Annotated in this window: 13 protein-coding genes; 3 read left to right on the forward strand and 10 right to left on the reverse strand. The window is 61.1% G+C overall.

Annotated elements, in window-relative coordinates:
* Window positions 1–10 precede the first annotated feature (10 nt).
* The 6 genes from P0111_09290 to P0111_09315 all read right to left on the reverse strand — a co-directional run bounded on the left by P0111_09290 (window position 11) and on the right by P0111_09315 (window position 10,365).
* On the reverse strand, window positions 11–3,367 hold the full coding sequence (locus tag P0111_09290) for a UvrD-helicase domain-containing protein (protein ID MDF0644213.1): 3,357 nt from the start codon (window positions 3,365–3,367) through the stop codon (window positions 11–13).
* The gene (locus P0111_09295; protein MDF0644214.1) at window positions 3,357–6,548 is read right to left on the reverse strand and encodes an exodeoxyribonuclease V subunit gamma; all 3,192 of its coding nucleotides are present in this window, start codon (window positions 6,546–6,548) and stop codon (window positions 3,357–3,359) included. Before P0111_09295 ends, P0111_09290 begins: the two co-directional genes overlap by 11 nt.
* Before the next feature lie 68 nt (window positions 6,549–6,616).
* Complete coding sequence (locus tag P0111_09300; GenBank protein MDF0644215.1) at window positions 6,617–6,775, reverse strand: hypothetical protein; 159 nt, start codon at window positions 6,773–6,775, stop codon at window positions 6,617–6,619.
* Window positions 6,776–6,804: 29 nt separating this feature from the next.
* Complete coding sequence (locus P0111_09305) at window positions 6,805–7,071, reverse strand: thioredoxin family protein (GenBank protein ID MDF0644216.1); 267 nt, start codon at window positions 7,069–7,071, stop codon at window positions 6,805–6,807.
* A 108-nt stretch (window positions 7,072–7,179) separates the two neighbouring features.
* Window positions 7,180–8,286 carry a DNA topoisomerase IV subunit A gene (locus tag P0111_09310; GenBank protein ID MDF0644217.1) on the reverse strand — a complete coding sequence of 369 codons (1,107 nt, stop codon included), beginning with the start codon at window positions 8,284–8,286 and terminating at the stop codon, window positions 7,180–7,182.
* A gap of 3 nt (window positions 8,287–8,289) precedes the next feature.
* Entirely contained in the window at window positions 8,290–10,365 is a 2,076-nt protein-coding gene (locus tag P0111_09315; protein MDF0644218.1) for a DNA topoisomerase VI subunit B, read from the reverse strand.
* Window positions 10,366–10,867: 502 nt separating this feature from the next.
* On the opposite strand from P0111_09315, the gene P0111_09320 reads away from it, so the two are divergent.
* Window positions 10,868–11,173 (forward strand): GYD domain-containing protein, encoded by a 306-nt coding sequence (locus P0111_09320; protein MDF0644219.1) that lies wholly within the window; start codon window positions 10,868–10,870, stop codon window positions 11,171–11,173.
* Entirely contained in the window at window positions 11,170–11,880 is a 711-nt protein-coding gene (locus P0111_09325; GenBank protein ID MDF0644220.1) for a class I SAM-dependent methyltransferase, read from the forward strand. Before P0111_09320 ends, P0111_09325 begins: the two co-directional genes overlap by 4 nt.
* A 101-nt stretch (window positions 11,881–11,981) precedes the next feature.
* Here P0111_09325 and P0111_09330 read toward each other — a convergent pair whose 3' ends face one another.
* From P0111_09330 to P0111_09340, 3 genes are all read right to left on the reverse strand, one after another.
* On the reverse strand, window positions 11,982–12,950 hold the full coding sequence (locus P0111_09330) for an aldo/keto reductase (protein ID MDF0644221.1): 969 nt from the start codon (window positions 12,948–12,950) through the stop codon (window positions 11,982–11,984).
* A 142-nt stretch (window positions 12,951–13,092) separates the two neighbouring features.
* Window positions 13,093–13,425 (reverse strand): hypothetical protein, encoded by a 333-nt coding sequence (locus P0111_09335; protein ID MDF0644222.1) that lies wholly within the window; start codon window positions 13,423–13,425, stop codon window positions 13,093–13,095.
* A 306-nt stretch (window positions 13,426–13,731) separates the two neighbouring features.
* Window positions 13,732–14,463, reverse strand: a complete 732-nt coding sequence (locus P0111_09340; GenBank protein MDF0644223.1) for an SIMPL domain-containing protein — start codon at window positions 14,461–14,463, stop codon at window positions 13,732–13,734.
* A gap of 940 nt (window positions 14,464–15,403) precedes the next feature.
* On the opposite strand from P0111_09340, the gene P0111_09345 reads away from it, so the two are divergent.
* A complete protein-coding gene (locus P0111_09345) occupies window positions 15,404–16,108 on the forward strand; it encodes a hypothetical protein (protein MDF0644224.1) in 705 nt (234 codons plus the stop codon).
* Between the two features lie 72 nt (window positions 16,109–16,180).
* Here P0111_09345 and P0111_09350 read toward each other — a convergent pair whose 3' ends face one another.
* Complete coding sequence (locus P0111_09350; GenBank protein ID MDF0644225.1) at window positions 16,181–16,540, reverse strand: hypothetical protein; 360 nt, start codon at window positions 16,538–16,540, stop codon at window positions 16,181–16,183.
* Between the last annotated feature and the right edge of the window lie 302 nt (window positions 16,541–16,842).

Genomic DNA, 16,842 nt, shown 5'->3' on the forward strand with positions numbered 1-16,842 from the left:
GGGCCTCCTGTTATCCGTTGAGTTCCACGGCAATCCCCGTCCGAAGGAAAATGAATTGGAAGCCGGCGATCGGTTGTCCCAGGCCACGTTCCGCCGCAGCGCGATAGACCGATGCCTGATGGGTATATTGCCGGGCGCGGTCAACCGCTTCCTCCCGCTCGATACGGTCTGTTTTATAGTCCGCGAGCCAGATCCGTCCGTCAAGTCGGTAGATGATGTCGATAACTCCTTCCATCACCTGTCTGTCCTCCCAAGGCATCACGAACGGCACTTCGCGGCCCAAGATGGTTCCAGAGCGGAGCCGCTCATAGGGTTCCGATTTGCCGAACCTCGCGAGCAGCTCACGGAGCGACTCGGTCAGCTCCGGGATCAACGCCTGTTCGTCCGGTCTCGAGATTGTCCGCAACGCCGGACCGATGTGATCCAGCATCCGGTCGACCGGTTCGTTGAAGTCCCAGCGTTCCAGAATCCGGTGGGCCAGGACCCCAACCAGACGAGCGAGCCGGCGCCCCTGGCCGTTGGAAACGGGACGACCCTCTGCGACGCTCTGCCGACTGCTCAATTCCGTTGGGGTCACATGCCAATGGAGTCCGCGCGCGTTCATCCATCGAGCCGCCCGCCCGTCCCACAGTCCGGCGACGGCCTGCGGATCGACGAGAGACGGCTCTGACCTCCTCGCCAGGGACCGCTTCGGCCATAGTCGGTCGGGCGCGTGAACCACGCGATGAGGAATCTCGCTCGTGCCGATCTTCACGTGTCGGGTCGCGGCGCCGCCCAGCTCTCCTTCGCCGATTTCTTGGAGCAGGTCCAAGACATTCTCGCCGGCGGATCGCTCCGTCACGCTCCCCGAGAGCACCAGTAGATCCTTGGCTCTGGTCATGCCGACATAGAGGACGCGGCGCCGTTCCGCTTCCTCACGCGCCGAGACTTTCTCGCGGATCAGCACGGATCCGAATGTGCCATGTTCCCCGAGCGACAGTCCATAAGCCCCACTCGACCAATCGTAGACCACCATCGGTTTCGACCGCTCGCGACCGCTTCCCTGGTGTAGCCCCGGCAGGAGCACAACGGGGAACTCAAGCCCCTTGGCCTTATGGATCGTCAGGATCTGGATCGCATCGGAATTCTCCTCAGCCAAAGGACTTTCCGCTTCGTCCGGCTGATCCTCCAATCGCGCCACCATGAGATCTACGAACGAGCTGAACGTCAAATGCGGTCGATCGGACAGGGACGCGGCCGTCTGTTTTACCTTGAGCAGATTCGCCACGGCCTGTTCCCCGTGGAGTGAGGCGGCTGCCAGTTCGAGCAGAGGCAGACGGTCGAACACTAATTGGATCACCTCGGCCAATGAGACCGTTGCCGCGTCCCGACGGAGCCGGACCAACCGGCGATACAAAAGCCGCACCGGTGCCGAGCGCGGATGGGACCAGGCCTGCAGTCCGGCCTCGTTCAAACCCTCGAGCAGTCCCGCACTGTGCATCGCGTAGAGGTCCGAATCGGTGCAGCCGCCGAGCGGCGATCGCAGTACTCCCGCGAGCGCCGGACGGTCGTACGGATGGTCCAGCACGCGCAGCACATTGACCAGGTCGATCACTTCCTGACGGCGGTAAAAGTGTTTCTCTCCTTCGATGACGTAGGGGATGCCGTGCCGGCGCAAGGCGTCGAGATAGGCGTCGGCCTGGGTGAGCCGACGAAACAGCAGCGCCACATGCCCTGCCTTCATGTGAGGATGACTCAAGAGCTCGTCCTTGAGCCAGCGGGCCAAGGCTTCTCCCTCCGCCCTGGCTGCTTCCTCCGCATCGAAGGCGTCGTTCTCTTCATTGGGGGCCACTATTCGGAAACGGACTCCGGGATCCACAAGAGTCGGCGAGCGTTGCGGGTGTGCCTCCAACCGAACGTTGGCGGGTTGAATGAGCGGGCGACGTTCGAAGAGACGGTCGAAGACGTCATTGACCGGACTCAGAACCGCCGCGTCGCTGCGGAAATTCGTCGTAAGCGTGCTGAGCAGACCTCCATCGGTCTCGATCTTCTCGACCACTCGGTCGAAGGCCTCGATGTCGGCACGGCGGAAGGCGTAGATCGACTGCTTCGGGTCCCCGACGATGAAGAGCTTGCCCGGCTCGAGCGCGATGTCGCGCCAATCGATCGCATGGTGCCCCGCCTGTTCAGAGACGGCTAGGATGATGTCGTACTGCACCGGATCGGTGTCTTGAAATTCGTCGACAAGCACGGCGCGGTAGTCGCGCTTCACCCGTTCGCGCACCGCACGATGGTTCCAGAGGAGCCGTCGGGCCCGCGCGAGCAGGCCGTCGAACGAGAGCCAGCCGTTGGCTGAAAACGATGCGCGGATCGACCGGATCAGCGGCGCAATAATATGCAACAATGTGATGAAGTATTGATGGTCAACATTGAGGAATTGCTGGGAAGTTTTGATGATCGATGCCGCTTCAGCGAAATCGGGTTTTCCCCATCCGGCGACCGCGCTGCCGACTTCTTTGCTCAGACAATCCCGTACGTCCGGTTGCAATGTTTGCACGGCCCCGGCTCCCTGTCCCGCCAATCGAGTCAGGAACGATCCGGCGGCGGCGAGCATCTGCTCGATCTTGCGTCGCTTCGGACGATCATGAGCCTCCAGGAGCACGAGTGCTCGGGAGGCGAGTTGACGAAGCCGGTCGATGAGTATCGGATTGAGCCAAGGGGCGCTCAGTTGCGCCTCGACCGCGTCCACGTCGATCAATTCGCTTGACAGCGAGCGAGCCAAATTTCGGAGCGACTCGAGATCGGCCGCCGCCAGAATCATCCGCCAGTCCTCATGATGAGCGCCCTTCCGACCCAGTTCCTGATCGATCCACAGATCCCAGGCTTCCGTAAAGTGTTCGTCAAACCGCTGGCCGTCGTCTTCCTGAAAGGCCGGGTCCACACCGCTTTCCAACGGATGCAGCCGGAGCAGGTGAGCCGCAAAGCTGTGCAAGGTGCCGATTTGGGCCTTTTCCAAGTCCTGTAACGCCGCTTCGGCCCGCGTGACGATCTCACGCTCGTCGAGACAATAGCGGACTTGCAGCTGACGGATCGAGACGGCGCCTCCGTCGCTCGCTCGATGACTCCCGATCTCGGGACGAGCCAGAGCCGTCAATCGCTCCCGCAGACGCACCTTCATCTCCGTGGCCGCTTTGTTCGTGAAGGTCAGGGCGACCATCTGTGTCATGGCGATCGGATCAGGCTCCTTCATCAGGAGGTGAATCAGGCGATTCACCAGCAACGTCGTCTTCCCGGTGCCCGCCCCTGCCACCACGACGACGTTGCGGTCGAAGGTGGTTTCCGCTGATTCCCGCGCCTGTCGATCCGGAATCATGGTGTCACTGGGCATCGTTCACCCGAATCGTGCGAAGCGCCGCGAGTTGCTTCGGTTCAGGCGCTCGGTGCGCGCGCCACCAGGTGGGCGCATGTTCGCGTCGGCAGAGCACCCGATACGGACAAGGCGTGCAGTAGCCCCCCGGCAGGATGAAGTACCGGCCGTTCTTTATGCCGTCGACCAACTGGGTGAGGGTCCGGCGAATCAGCGCGCCGGCCTCCGACGACCAGGCGCGCTCATCGAAGCTGCGCGTCGCGATCGGCGTTGACCATTTGGGAGCCAGAAAAAAGAATCGGACCTCTCGCGCCTTCCCTCCGCCCGGAAAATCCAGTCCTGTGTAAAGCGGAGGTTGGAGCCGAGACCCACGGACGGCGGATTGGAGGAGATGCCGGTCATCCGCTTTCATCACGCTGCTGCTCTTGAATTTGTAGTCGATGATCCGCAACGCGCCGGATGTATTGTGCCGGTCGATCCGGTCTACGCGGCCGTGGATTTTTATGGGAGCGACGCCGTCGCCGCGCTCAGACTGGAGAGTCCCCTCCGCCTCCACTTCAAAGGCGACGGGAGCGAATCCTTCGTCCGTCAGTGCGCGCGAATCCAACTCGACCGCCGCCGCGATCAGGTCGACCATTGCGGCTTTTGCCAATTCCCACAACAGATAGTGACCCGTGCGATGACGCGAGGCGCAGTCGGCCGCCGCCTCTTCGACCGCGGCGACAATAGACCGGTGGATGGCGTCGCTCGGAAGTTCGTTCAGCGGCCAACCGGCGGCCAGGAGAGATTCGTACCCACGGCGGAGCGCGCCGTGGCACAGGGTGCCGAGCAGCAGCGCATCCGGTTCCTGCGCAACCGGGAGTCGAACCGGTTCGAGCTTCAAGACATCCACCGCGAAATATTGAAATGGACAACGTGCGTACCGTTCAAGCGGTGTCGGGGCCAGCCCACGCTGTACGGACCGAAGCCAGTGGGATTCCAACGGGCCGGTCACCCCGTCGTACTGCGTCAAGGGAGCCCGGTCGTCCTCGAGGTGTTCCAGCGCTTCGGTTGCATGACGAAACAGGTCCGCGTCGCCTTGGACGGATTGCAGGAGTTCGGCCGGGTCCTCTCCGTTCAAGGCCATCCACTGCGCCAGGTCGGTGGGCGGGAGCATATGCCGCATCGCGGGTTTCTGCGCGATCAGATCGGTCAGACGCCGGGGGAGGATCTCCATCGTCTGCGGTTCAAGGCCTGAGAGACGAGCGATGTCCCAGAGGTAGAGAGAAGGAGCCAGCGCACGGCCGGCCTCGTCGGCCCGCTGGAACGACAGGTACAGCCGGGAGCCGGCCGCCCGGCAGAGCAGGGCGAACAGGAGCGACTCTTCGTCGTATCCGGCCAGTTTTTCATCGATCTTGAATCCGAGCGTGGCGTCCAGCACGCGACGATGCCGATCTCGGAGAAAGGCGTCTTCCCGGATATAGCGGGGAAACACTTTGTCGTTGAGACCGAGGATGAACAGCGCCTTGAACGGAAGACCGCGGGCGGCCATGGCGTCGAGCACCATCACGCCCGTCGGCGCCGGCTGATCCGGCGCTATCGTGACCCGTCCGAGCGCGTGTGTGAGCAACTCCACAAATTCGACCCAGGTCAGTGTGTCGGCAATCGGTTCCAACTCGCCGAGCGAAGCCCACGCGCACTCGATGCCTTCCCAGGCCGCCTGGAGGCGAACCGCTCCGGAATCCAGATCGCCGTCTGACCCGTCCTCCGGACGACGCAAGTGCCCCATGGCCAGCGGCCGGAAGGCGTCGAGCAGCTGAGCGACGGTCCCTCGCTGCGGCAGCGCCGCGCAGGCGTCGAGGAGCGGAGCCACGACCCGCCACAAATGTCCGATCACGTCCGGCGGGATATCCGGCGGCAGGGGCAGGCCGTTCTCTTCATCCTCTCCGTCCGGTTCAACCGGCGACCGACCAGCCTGTTCCAATCTTGCCCATTCCTCTCGTCCCCTCGTGATCTGCAGGGCCGGGACGAGGAGTTTCCACAGTTCCGGACGATAGGAGGACGAACGGTCTTGATTCGCGGTGGTGACGAACAGCGGCGATGTCACCAGATCGAGCATGGTGGCGCGGTAGAAGTCGTTCGTCGGCAACGTAGCCAATTCGATCAGCGCCTTGCACAAGGGCTCCTGAATGAGCGGGCGCCCCACCGTCGCGGTGAAGGGAACACGGTGGCGATCGAAGACGGATTGCAGTTGGGGACGGTAGGGATCAAGGGTTCTGGCCACGACGCCGATCTCGTCGAACCGGTACCCGTTCGTCTCGACCAGCTCGAGGATCGTGCGGCAGGTCACGGCCAGCTCCTGCTCGAGGCCGATCACGCTGCGGACCGACAGGGCGGGAGAAGCAGGGTCGCGCCGGCCGGAGCCGCGGATCTCAGTGAGGGCGACGGGAGTCGTCACCAGTCGTTGGATGTGCCGTTCGAAGAACCGCCGCGCGAAGGTGAACGAACGGTCCTCCTCGAGGGGAAAGAACAGCGTAGCCGGCGCGGCGGCGGTCACCTTTTCGAACAGCGACAGTTGGATTTGTGTCAGGTCGTAGAAGCCGTAATAGAAGACCTGGCGGAGCGAGCCGAGGAATGGAGAGGCCGGCACGAACGGGAGCAGCGACTCTGCGAGATCGTCCGGGGTCCCGACCTCGAGCGTCCGTCCGACTTCCTTCACGGCGCGGTAGAGGGTGAACAGGGCCTGGAGCCAATCCCGGTCGTCCTCGTCGAAGCAGCCTTCGCCGACCCCGCGTTGCGCGTCGGTCGGATCGACCCCTGCGTCTTTCAGGTCACGGATCGAGGACCAGAGGGCAGCCCACGTTCCGGACGAATGGCCGATCTGCTGCAATGCGGTCAGTCCGGAGAGCCGGCTCCTGACAAGGTGCCGCACCAACTGCTCGAAGAACAGATCGTCGACGACCAGCGGTGGAACGGTGTCGCCTCTACTGATCACCTCGTCGGCGAGCCGCAGCGCCAGTTGATGGAAGGTGAAAAAATGAACATTCAGGAGTGAAAGCCGTCGTTCCAGGGAGAGCACACGCCGAAGCCGATCGAGCAAGGGTGTCGAGGGCACGAGCACGGCAACCGGCGCGAACGGATCGGCGGCCTTGGCCTGTTGAAGGTGCTCGACAAACGTGGATTCAAGATGCGGGTGAAACGAACCGGTGACGACCTTCAGCATGAGGGAATGGAAGCATCTCGAGCCATTGAAGCGCCGGCCCTGCCGCGTTCGTGGCGTGAGAGCCGCGGTCAGCCGGTTTCCGGCCCGAGCAGCTCGCCGTTACAGTCGACGCAGGCCCAATCCCCGTCGATAAAGGACATGGGATCTCCGCAGATCGGACAATCAGGCGGCGGACCCTTGTCGAGCGTGGGCAGGATGGGTAACTCGAAATCGTCTTCATCCACCATGGATCCAACTTCCGGAGGGGCGGTGATCCTCACCCTTCCCGCGGACGCATTTTGAGCTGCAGGGCCTTTTCCGCGCTCTCTCTGCTGGGTACGCCGACGAACGTCAAGCGGCCGTCAATGATGGTGGCCGGGACCGCCCGCACTGCGTGACGACCGGCCAGCTCCTGGCCGTCCGGCGTGGTGATGTCCACTTCACGATAGGAAAAGCTGTACTTTACGCGCAGCTGTTTCCACAGGCTCTTGGCCGAGGGACAGGCGCCGCAACTGGGTGATACGAGCAAGGTGATGTTCGGCATCGCGGGCGAATCTTAACATCCGGCGAAAAGAAGGTTCAAGGCGCAGCGCCGTCACGGGTCCGGTCGGGTCGCGATTGGGAGGCCGTACCGGCCGATCAGATCAGGCCCTCAGTCGAGCCAGTCCTTTTCCTTGAGCTTGCGGGGGAGATACTTCTTGGTGAGATACTGGAAGTCTTTATTCGCCAGGGCGTCGAGCTCGTACTTCAACCCGCTCGTGAGCATCCGTTTGATTTCCACCTGCCAGGCCGGTTTCTGGAACCATTGATAGTTCATGAGCTCCTTGGCCCTGGCGATATCTTTCTCATTCAGCTTGATGCCGACATTTCTTGGTAATTCATAGTGCTCGGGATCAGCACTCGACAATCCCATGAACTTTGCTTTAGGGATCGCCATCCGCTGGCTCTCGAACGCCAGGTTGATGGACCCCTGCTTGACGACGGAATAGATGTAGTACCCCCAGGGGTCGTTATCGACCAGGACATAGACCGGTAGTTTGTATTCCTCATGGAGCCGTCTCGCCAGTCTCCGGACGCCGCGAGGCGGTTGGCCGTTCCCGGTCAGCAAGACACAATTATAACGACGCCAGAACTTGTCCTCCGACAGACGGTTCCACTGGGTGCCCTTCTCGACCAGCAGCACGAAATCAGCCGTGCACCGGCGGATCTCCAGATACTCCGGCTCTACAATCGAGGGTACCGAGTACCCGCCTTTTCCCAGCTTGGAGCAATCGACGCGATCTCCGTCGTCGCCGAAGACGACGGGGCCCACGATGCTCCCGCTGTTCTCCGCCCGCACGTGCAGCTCTTCACGCAGGGCGGCGAGGGACACTTCCAGATCCTCGATGACCGGGTCCGACTCGTCCTGCGTGTCGAACGTATTTTCATGCGAGTCTTTGATCGTGTGCTTCGTCCGGTAGTAGATCTCTCTGAGCGACGTGGTCAGGTCCGCCCGCTGCAGTTCCGCCAGGGCGTCCGCCACGAGCACGGTCTGCATGAACTTCTTCGCCATACCGACGTTGAAGAACGAGCGCGCCTGCTTCTTGTCGCCCATCTCGATCAAGCCCTTGCGCTGGTTGAACGAGACGTTGGAGAGCGCGCGGATGGGGATGGAGAAGGTCGGATCTTTCGAGCGCTCCGCGGCGCCGACCACGACGTCGGCGAGCCCGATCAGTTTCCGTTCGACCGCAGTCGTCTTCTGCTTGCTGTGGGCGGCCATGAATTATTTCTTTCCTCGTGATCTGGAATGAGCCGGCTTCGTTGATCTCTTGGAAGGCGTCGGCTTGTCGAACAGCGGCATTTGCGGAGCAGGCTGCCTCCTCGGCCCATCGGCTCCGGTCTTGGGCTGCTTCGTCTTGGTCGCCCGTGCCGGCGCCGGTGTTGCCGACGACGGTACATCGCCGAGCAGATTCGGCTCAACGGGGACCGCAACGGAGTCGGTCTCGATTTGCGATGCCACCGCCACGTCCCCTTCGACGCCCTCCGCCGTGACGATGATCGAATGCGGGAGACCCTCCGGACCGCCGCCCGTCTTGCCCAGGGCTTCGTCGGTTTTGAGGCCCCCGGTGCGGGACGTGGCGATCTTTTGCAGTTGGGCTTTCAATTTTGCTTTCGGCAGCGTGCCGCCTTTCAGGCGGTCGCAGGCCTCGACGACTTCCTCGATATAGAGTTCGAAGATATTTCGGCGTCGATATTCGCTCGCCGCCCGTTCGCGCCGGCGCAGGAACAGGCCCAGGCGCCTGCCGCATTCCCGGAGGGCCAGGGTGATTTCCTTCTGGATCTCGTCGTAGTCGGCTATGGCTTCCTTCGATTCGCTGGTGAAGGGCACCCACACCGAGGCCATGTGGACGAAGATCACCATCGGCCCGCCCGGCAGGGCGCCGCGTGACTGGGAGACGCCGTAATTCTTCCACGTCGTGCTGAGCACCGCTTTGAACGTCGAACAGGCGGACTGTTGGTAGAGCAGCGGGACGCGGTTCGCGTAGCGGATGACCCGGGCGAGTTCCGAATCTTCTTCCTCATGCTCCCCTTCCGCTTTCGGCATGGCGGGCGCTTGCGGTTTCTGTTGATCCGCCGGCCTGGTGCCATAGGCCAAGCCCGCCTCAATGAGAAAGGGATTGCCGCGGTAGACGGCGGGGGGCCGGCTCACCGCCGTGTAGAACTCGCCCTTGATTTGCTTGTAGAGGCCGGACAAGATCGCCTTCTCGCCGATCGGCGAGATGCAATTTGTCGGCGGCGCCATGATCTTCGTCTCTTGAATGGTCCGATACAGGGTTTCGGCCGCTGGACCCTTCAGACCGCGCGGCGTCAGATGGGGCGAGACCTTGGCGGCTTTGCAGATGTCCTCGGCGAGCTGCGGAGAGACCCGGCAGAAGTCGCTGCTCAGAAATCCCGCGACCCCGTGGCTCTTGGTATCCTGCAGCATCTTCAAGAACATGCCGAACTCGATGCCGTAGGGGTGCGGCTTGATCTCTCGCGGTGACGGCGGCAGCTCGTGGTACGTCCGCGGATACTCCTTCGTCTCCCCTTCCGGCGTGTGGTAGATCAGCTTGACGTGTGGATTGGCGATTGAGGTCTGTTCCAGCCATTCGTCCACCGACGCCCGGCCCTTCTGGTACTTCCCCTCGACTTCGAGCGCGACCTCGGTGCCCTGGGACTGGTGCCAATCGATCTGCTTGTTCTCATGGACGAGCGGCTCATTCTTCTTGGTGTCGATCTGGACTTCGAAAAAATGCGCGGCGGCGCGGGGGCCTGTGCGGGAGATGATTTTCACCGGTTTGCCGGTGGTGAGCTGGCCGTACATGCCGGCGGCGGAAATGCCGATCCCCTGCTGGCCGCGGCTCATGCGCATGCGGTGAAATTTGGAGCCGTAGAGCAGCTTCGCGAAGATGCGGGGAATCTGCTGGCGGACGATGCCCGGACCGTTGTCGGTCACGGTGATGCGGAACCGGGTCGCCTGGCTCGCGGGCGGTGTCGCGCCGTTCGTCGGCACGACTTCCAGGCGAACGGTGACGTCCGGCAGGATGCCGGCTTCTTCGCTCGCGTCGAGCGCGTTGTCGACGGCTTCCTTCACGCAGGTCAGCAGGGATTTTCTTGGACTGTCGAAGCCGAGCAGATGGCGGTTCTTGGTAAAGAATTCCGAGACGGAGATCTCCCGCTGGCGCGCGCCCATCTCGACCGCGGTCACCTGCTGCACGGGTTTCGTGGAGGAGGCGTTTTTCTGGACGGCTGCTTCAGGAGATCGCGACGCGGAGGGAGCGGATCCGACAACCGGAGCGGACGCTGTCTGTTTCGGCATTCACCCTCTCAAGATTAATTGCGCTGTGTTGTGGTACCACAAAACACAATGAGAGGCAAATTGCCGCGCCTTCTCCCGTCGTCCATTTCCCATTTTTGAATGGAGCTGAGGCGGTGGATGCACGGGCGAGGCGTACTCTTCTTCTGTACGTCGAACCCGGAAGCGACACGCGAACGAAGCCGGCGAGCCTTTTCAGCGGCTGGTTTAGGGTGGGAGGAGCACGCACCTACCGAGAGTCAGCAGGTACGGCGGAGGTCTTGGGAGGATTTTAGGCTTCCCAGTACAAGCTGGGCCTGCACACCACCCTCAGCGCTCGACCCCCTTTTGAACCATATTCCCCCGGGGCGTTCACTCCTCCCACCCCAGCACGATAGGCTTCGGTCACAGGTGAGTCAAGCAAACTAATGTCGGTTGTATCTCCCTCTTGTCCGGCGTGCGAAGGAGGCCTAAAATTCCGTGGTCGGGGTCGTCCGTTCGCCCACCCTTAGCCAAGGAGGACGTCATGCCTACGTACGTCAGTCTCGTAAAATTCACCCAGCACGGGCTCCAAACCATGAGGGACAAGGGTATCGAGCGGGCTGAAATGGTCAGAAAGCACGCGCAGGGTCTCGGCGGGAAACTCGTGCAAGCGTACTATTGTCTGGGGGAATACGACGTCGTGGCCGTCTGGGACTTTCCCGATAACAAGACGGCCATGAAAGCGGCGGTGTTGAACGCCTCAATGGGACACATTCAGATCACGACGATGCCGGCGGTCAATCGAGACGAATGGAAAGCCTTGTTGAAGGAGACGATCGGCAAGCGATGAGGATCTCCGTCAACACCCCGCTGAAGTCCGGGCCGTCGCTCGCGGCAGCGGCCGGCCAGGCTCTGGTTCTCGGCATCGTGCTGTCGTGGGTGCCGGCGACGGCGGAGCCGCCTCATGGCCGGCAGTCGACCTCGGGCGTGTTGGAGTATCTCGATCGACTCGACCGGCCGGAGCGGGATCAGGATCAGAAGCCGGCGCAGGTCGTTGAGACGTTGGACCTGAAGCCGGGCATGGCCGTGGCCGATCTGGGGTCCGGGTCCGGCTATTTTACCCGCCGGTTCGTCGAAGCCGTCACCGAGGCGGGTAAGGTTTATGCGATTGATATCGAGCCGGAGGCCCTCAAGTATGTGGAGGAGAGCCTCGTCCAGATGCGCCGGCCCTACACAGTGGAATTCCTCCTCGCGCGTCCCGACAACCCGAAGCTCCCCGACGAATCGGTCGATCTGATCTTTGTTTGCAACACCTACCACCATCTGGAAAACCGATCCGTCTACTTCCGCAACACCAAATCCGCCCTCAGGCGGGGAGGTCGGATCGCGATCGTCGATTTCTTTCACGACGAGCGATCAGGGGATCTCGGCTTCAGCAAACGACATCTGGTTCCACGCCATGCAGTCGTGGAGGAGATGGCCGCCGCCGGATACGACCTTGCGGGGGAGCATACCTTCCTCTCGAAACAGTACTTTCTCATCTTCGCTCCGCGCTGATCGACGTTTGCGCACATGTGGCGGCTGTGTGCGGCGTCAAGACCTGATACCGGCAGGTCGCCGACCGCGAGCTGCGGCCAGCGGGACCAGCCGATCGATCGTCACCAGGCGTACGCTTCCGGCGCGGGACCGCCGGGGCCGGGGAAGATCTTGTCAAGCCGCTCCAACGTCTCCCGGCTCAAGGTGAGCGTCAGCGCCCGCATGCTCTCGTTCAACTGATCCATCGTGCGCGGGCCGATGATCGGGGCGGTGACGACCTCTTGATGCAGCAGCCAGGCCAGCGCCACATCGGCGGGACGTTCGCCGAGTTGTCTGCACAATGAGTCGTAGGCTTCGAGCTTGGGACGATGGGAGTCGATGTCCTTTTGGATCTCCGGGTCGGCGCGTCGGCCCGTCGTCGCCGGCTCGAGGGCCCCCGCCAACATCCCGCGCGCGAGGGGGCTCCAGGGAAGCAGGCCGATCCCATAGACTTCGCAAGCCGGGATCACTTCCAGTTCGATCGTCCGCTCGGTCAGGTTGTACAGACTCTGCTCGGAGACGAGACCGAAAAAATGGCGACTACGGGCCAGCTCTTGTGCCTGGGCGAGATGCCAACCGGCGAAGTTGCTGCTGCCGACATAGAGCACCTTGCCTTCCTTGACGAGCTGTTCCATGGCCTGCCAGATTTCATCCCACGGAGTGTCCCGATCGATGTGATGCATCTGATACAGGTCGATGCAGTCCGTCTGGAGCCGGCGCAGGCTGGCCTCGCAGGCTCGCTTGATATGGAGCGCCGATAGCCTGGATTGGTTCGGTCGGTCGCCCATGCGGCCGTAGACTTTCGTCGCCAAGACGATCTGATCGCGCCGGCCTCCCTGCGCCAGCCAGCGTCCGACGATCTGCTCCGTCCAGCCCTCTCCTGTTTTCCATCCGTAGACATTCGCCGTATCGAAAAAATTAATGCCGAGTTCGAGCGCGCGGTCCATCATGGCAAAACTGTCCGCCTCGCTCGCCTGGGGCCCAAAATTCATCGTGCCGAGGCAGAGACGACTGACCTTGACGCCCGAGCGGCCGAGCTGAACGTACTGCATGGTTCCCTGCTCCCTCATGACCGGTGCGGAGCCTATCACAAATGGAACGAGCGGAGCACGAGGTGGTTGACCCCAATCACGGACTGTTGGGTATACGAACCAGATTCAGCGCGGAGGAGGGAGGCAGGAATTCAGCAGGAGATTAGAAGGGGATGCGGATCCCCATCTGGAATTCGTTGGGCGCCACGCTTTGACCGAAATGACCGTGTAATCCCTGATCGGAACCGGCTGCCGGAGACCGCTGTAAAGAACGATCCAGATCGGTGGCGTACCCGCTCCCGAACCCCGCACCGACGTACGGCAACAACGTTTGACCGCCGATCGAATAGCGACCGCTGATCGACGGAATGTCTCGAAAGACGGAGGACGACGTCGTCCCCTGGTCAGGCATCGGTCGCCCCGCACTGCCGATTACACCGGCACTCGTCCCCAATGCCTCGGGGCCGAGCGGCACGAGCTCTCCGTCGATCGTCATCGTGCGGCTCGAATCGGCGGCGGCAACGACCGACCACAGAAGCAAGGCGGAACAGCATGTTGAAGCAAGGATGGATAGGGGTTTCATCGTGTGGCTACGCAGGGCGGTCCTCAATATGCTCACTCTAACAAAATGAGGTTCGCGATAGACAAGATACAAGAAACGCGCCAGGCATTTCTTCCCTCGTCATCATGCTGTTGCACGACGACGCCTGCTCCCCGTCTCATTTTGTCGCCACTCGATGTGTCATCCGCGCGTCACGACTCCTCCTCTTCGACCTATTCGATGGATTGTCGAGTGCCACGGCTAGTCCTTGCTGATTTCGTAGCTCAGCGTGACCGTCGCTTCGACTTTCATTTCCCCGGACGCAAGGGGGATGTCTCCGCCTCCGCTATCCGCCGCCATCATCGCGCGTCCTGCATAGGGTGCCGGACGGATGAACTGAATCCCTTCGGTCACGTGCATGAAGCGCACGAGTTTGAGATTTAACGCGTCGCTTAAGGTCGCGGCTTTTTCGCGGGCCTTTCCTGCCGCGACCTTGAGCGCCTGCAGGCGCGCCGGCTGCTCGTCGCGCAAGCCCCAATGCAATCCTTGAAAGAGGTTGGCGCCTGCGGCCGAGGTTTCTTCTATCACCGCCGCGACTTTCTGCAGGTCGCGGATCTCGACCGTGACACGGTTACTCACCGTATAGCCGACGATCTCCGGGGCCGGCGCCGGCGCGTCCACAGGATGCTTGCTCGGAGGCCGGTACTGTGGCGTGACGTTGAACGACGAGGTTTGAATGCGATCCTTGTCGATCTTCAACTGCTGCAGCCGGTCCATCACCTTCTGCATCACTGCGCCGTTCAGACGCTGGGCCTCGGACAAGGACTTGGCGGCCGTCTCCATGCCCAATGTGACGAAGGCCGTATCGGGCTGGACGGTCACGATGCCGGTACCGTTGACCGTCAGAGTCGGGACGTCCGGTGCAGTTCCACCGCCGGCCTGGGCGGCGACGGGAACGATCATCAACGCGAATAGAAACATACGCAGTCGCATGGCCCTCCTTTCTTCTGTGGCATCGCCTCGCTCTCGTTGAGGCGATGATTCGGTTGTGGCAGGCTAGGCCCTCTATTCGACCCTGTCAAGAAGGAGCAGATGAACGGGAAAACGGCAGATTATAATGAGCCCCGCACATCAGAAGATCCGGCATGAAAACGCTCAGTCCCCATCTTCTGTGGATAATTCTGTGTACAAGTGGCCGCGAGAGGTGAGCGGAGTGTGCGCTGGACGCCTCATCGATCAAATTGCCTATTTTTTGGGCATAGGTGTCATCTGAGACGTGCCACTATTTGTAGTGGTCGAATCGAGCGATCCTGTATGTTTTACACATTTCTAGCCACCGTCGTCATACAAGGGACTGCGCGACAGCGGCCGGCGCCGGTGACATTCGGCCCTAGACTTCAATATCCACAGCCACAGGGTTTTGCTGGGGATTGCGAGGCAAATCGGCTGAGTTACGCGTGGTTGTCACAGGCGGGATCGAAACAGGAAAACGGCTCTATTGTACCGGCCTGCCGGACGAGGCCAGTGAGGCTGGTTCTTCGGGCGAAACGGCGGGAGTCATCACCGGTTGTGGGATCGGGCGATCGGGATGGCAGCTGGAGAGCGTAAGAAGAAGAATCAGAAGCAACGCATGAACCTCATATCGCTTGGCCATACTTTGGAATGAGCGGGAATCTAGGAAATAGTAGGACGAGCGTACTACTTATTCGGACAGTGACGCAAGCGCCTGGATCATCGCCGCGTGAGTGCCATGTGGGCGACGCCTGTTTTCCAGGCCTGTGGCACAACCGTGATTTATCGGGTGACTTAAATAGGGACTGGCCGTTCAAGCATGTGGAATCTCATTGCGATTTAGGCTACCGTGCGGGAAACCGTCGATTGCCACAAGTCAGTGTCGCGTGATTCAACGAGCAAAATGAGTTGGGAATCATCTATGGACCGTGAGTTTCCTGGGGCTGTGCCACAGGACCGCTTCGTCGCCCACTCGTCTGAGCAACTGAACAGGCACGGATTTCGGGCGGAAAATACGATCGCGTTTGCCAGCGTCTGTCGCGACGAGGTCGCCTTCTCCCTGGCAGAAGAGGTAGAGAAAACGTGGGGAGAGATATTCATGTTTTCCAGCCTCGGCGGAATGCTGACTCTGGGGAAGACCGGGTTCTTGGCCGCTCAGCAGCATGCTCCGATTGAACATGGCCGAGAGCGATATGTCTATTACGCTTTGCCTCACATCGCGATCGATGCTCAGGGAAAGTTCGGGATCTATTTTCGTCCCGGTCGCCAGAAGCCCTCCCACGCCTGCGGGGCTTTGGTGGCCTTTCAACACGAACTTGAGACAGGGTCTCTCGAATTGGCGCTCGATCCTGATGACCTGGAGCAAAGCGTTCTCAAACAACATCTGCTGCGCAAGCTCCGGTACGGCGACGTCCCGAATCTACCATCGCTGACCAGAATCGCCCATACGGTCATCCTTGAAGAGCTCGAGCGGATGATTCGGCTGACTGTCGATCCCGCGCGAAGCGATTATGGCGTGTTCACCGGGATTCAGATCCATGGCCCTGACGGCCGACACTTTGTGTGGCCGTGGACGGCCTGTGTGGTGGTAAACGGAAAACAGGAAAGCCTACCGGGTGGTACGTGATAACGGGGTATAGGACTCTCTCATCACAAGCCAGGATCTCGGCCCTTGACGGGCCTTGCGGAACCTTGACGATTACTCGGGAAGAGGCTTGTCTAAATCTTCTTTCGTGAGCTTGCCTTCCTCGAGCTTGATGGTGTTCTCAATCGCCTCGCTCAACGATTCTCCATATCCAAAAACTCGGTAGCTGACATAGGCCGCGAAGCAGGCTGTCGCCAATTCGGCGACGCCGACCAGCATGGCGGCCCCGAGACCCACGGCGAAACCGGGGATTACTCCTTTGCCCGGAAAAGCGTGAAACAGTTGCCGGGTTCCTTGACCCACCGCTTCCCAGGCTCCTTCCATAGCCTGAGACGCCCCCTTGCCAATTTCGGCAGCAGAGTCGGTCCATGAAACCGATCTTGTTTCAATCGTGTCAGTTGTGCTCTCTTGCATGTCCGCCTCCATAAGAGAACCATTAAGAGACCGTTTCTGACGGCTACTCTAACTGAAATTCAATGGGCTTGTAAATTGGCCTACGCAATAATGAGGGGAGAGCTTGAGAAAGATCGGATTCATTGCGTTCAGGTTCTTGGAGGAGGCCTCTATTTAGTGATTACCGACTAATTGGAGGTCGGTGGGCGGTTCCAGGATTTTGTGGCCGAGGCCAAAGCTGATCTGGCTCAGAAGAATGGTAAGCCGGGATCCGGATCAACGACGGAGGAGCAAGCCTGAGTAGCATTGCGTTTGTACCGTCC

This window comes from Nitrospira sp., assembly GCA_029194535.1.
Lineage (GTDB): Bacteria > Nitrospirota > Nitrospiria > Nitrospirales > Nitrospiraceae > Nitrospira_C.

Excerpts from the sequence above, each read along its gene's own strand:
- P0111_09305 (MDF0644216.1), bottom strand. The coding sequence starts at position 7,071 with ATGCCGAACATCACCTTGCTCGTATCACCCAGTTGCGGCGCCTGTCCC.
- P0111_09310 (MDF0644217.1), bottom strand. The coding sequence starts at position 8,286 with ATGGCCGCCCACAGCAAGCAGAAGACGACTGCGGTCGAACGGAAACTG.
- P0111_09330 (MDF0644221.1), bottom strand. The coding sequence starts at position 12,950 with ATGCAGTACGTTCAGCTCGGCCGCTCGGGCGTCAAGGTCAGTCGTCTC.
- P0111_09295 (MDF0644214.1), bottom strand. The coding sequence starts at position 6,548 with ATGCTGAAGGTCGTCACCGGTTCGTTTCACCCGCATCTTGAATCCACG.
- P0111_09325 (MDF0644220.1), top strand. The coding sequence starts at position 11,170 with ATGAGGATCTCCGTCAACACCCCGCTGAAGTCCGGGCCGTCGCTCGCG.
- P0111_09315 (MDF0644218.1), bottom strand. The coding sequence starts at position 10,365 with ATGCCGAAACAGACAGCGTCCGCTCCGGTTGTCGGATCCGCTCCCTCC.
- P0111_09335 (MDF0644222.1), bottom strand. The coding sequence starts at position 13,425 with ATGACGATCGACGGAGAGCTCGTGCCGCTCGGCCCCGAGGCATTGGGG.
- P0111_09300 (MDF0644215.1), bottom strand. The coding sequence starts at position 6,775 with ATGGTGGATGAAGACGATTTCGAGTTACCCATCCTGCCCACGCTCGAC.
- P0111_09290 (MDF0644213.1), bottom strand. The coding sequence starts at position 3,367 with ATGCCCAGTGACACCATGATTCCGGATCGACAGGCGCGGGAATCAGCG.
- P0111_09345 (MDF0644224.1), top strand. The coding sequence starts at position 15,404 with ATGGACCGTGAGTTTCCTGGGGCTGTGCCACAGGACCGCTTCGTCGCC.
- P0111_09350 (MDF0644225.1), bottom strand. The coding sequence starts at position 16,540 with ATGCAAGAGAGCACAACTGACACGATTGAAACAAGATCGGTTTCATGG.
- P0111_09340 (MDF0644223.1), bottom strand. The coding sequence starts at position 14,463 with ATGCGACTGCGTATGTTTCTATTCGCGTTGATGATCGTTCCCGTCGCC.
- P0111_09320 (MDF0644219.1), top strand. The coding sequence starts at position 10,868 with ATGCCTACGTACGTCAGTCTCGTAAAATTCACCCAGCACGGGCTCCAA.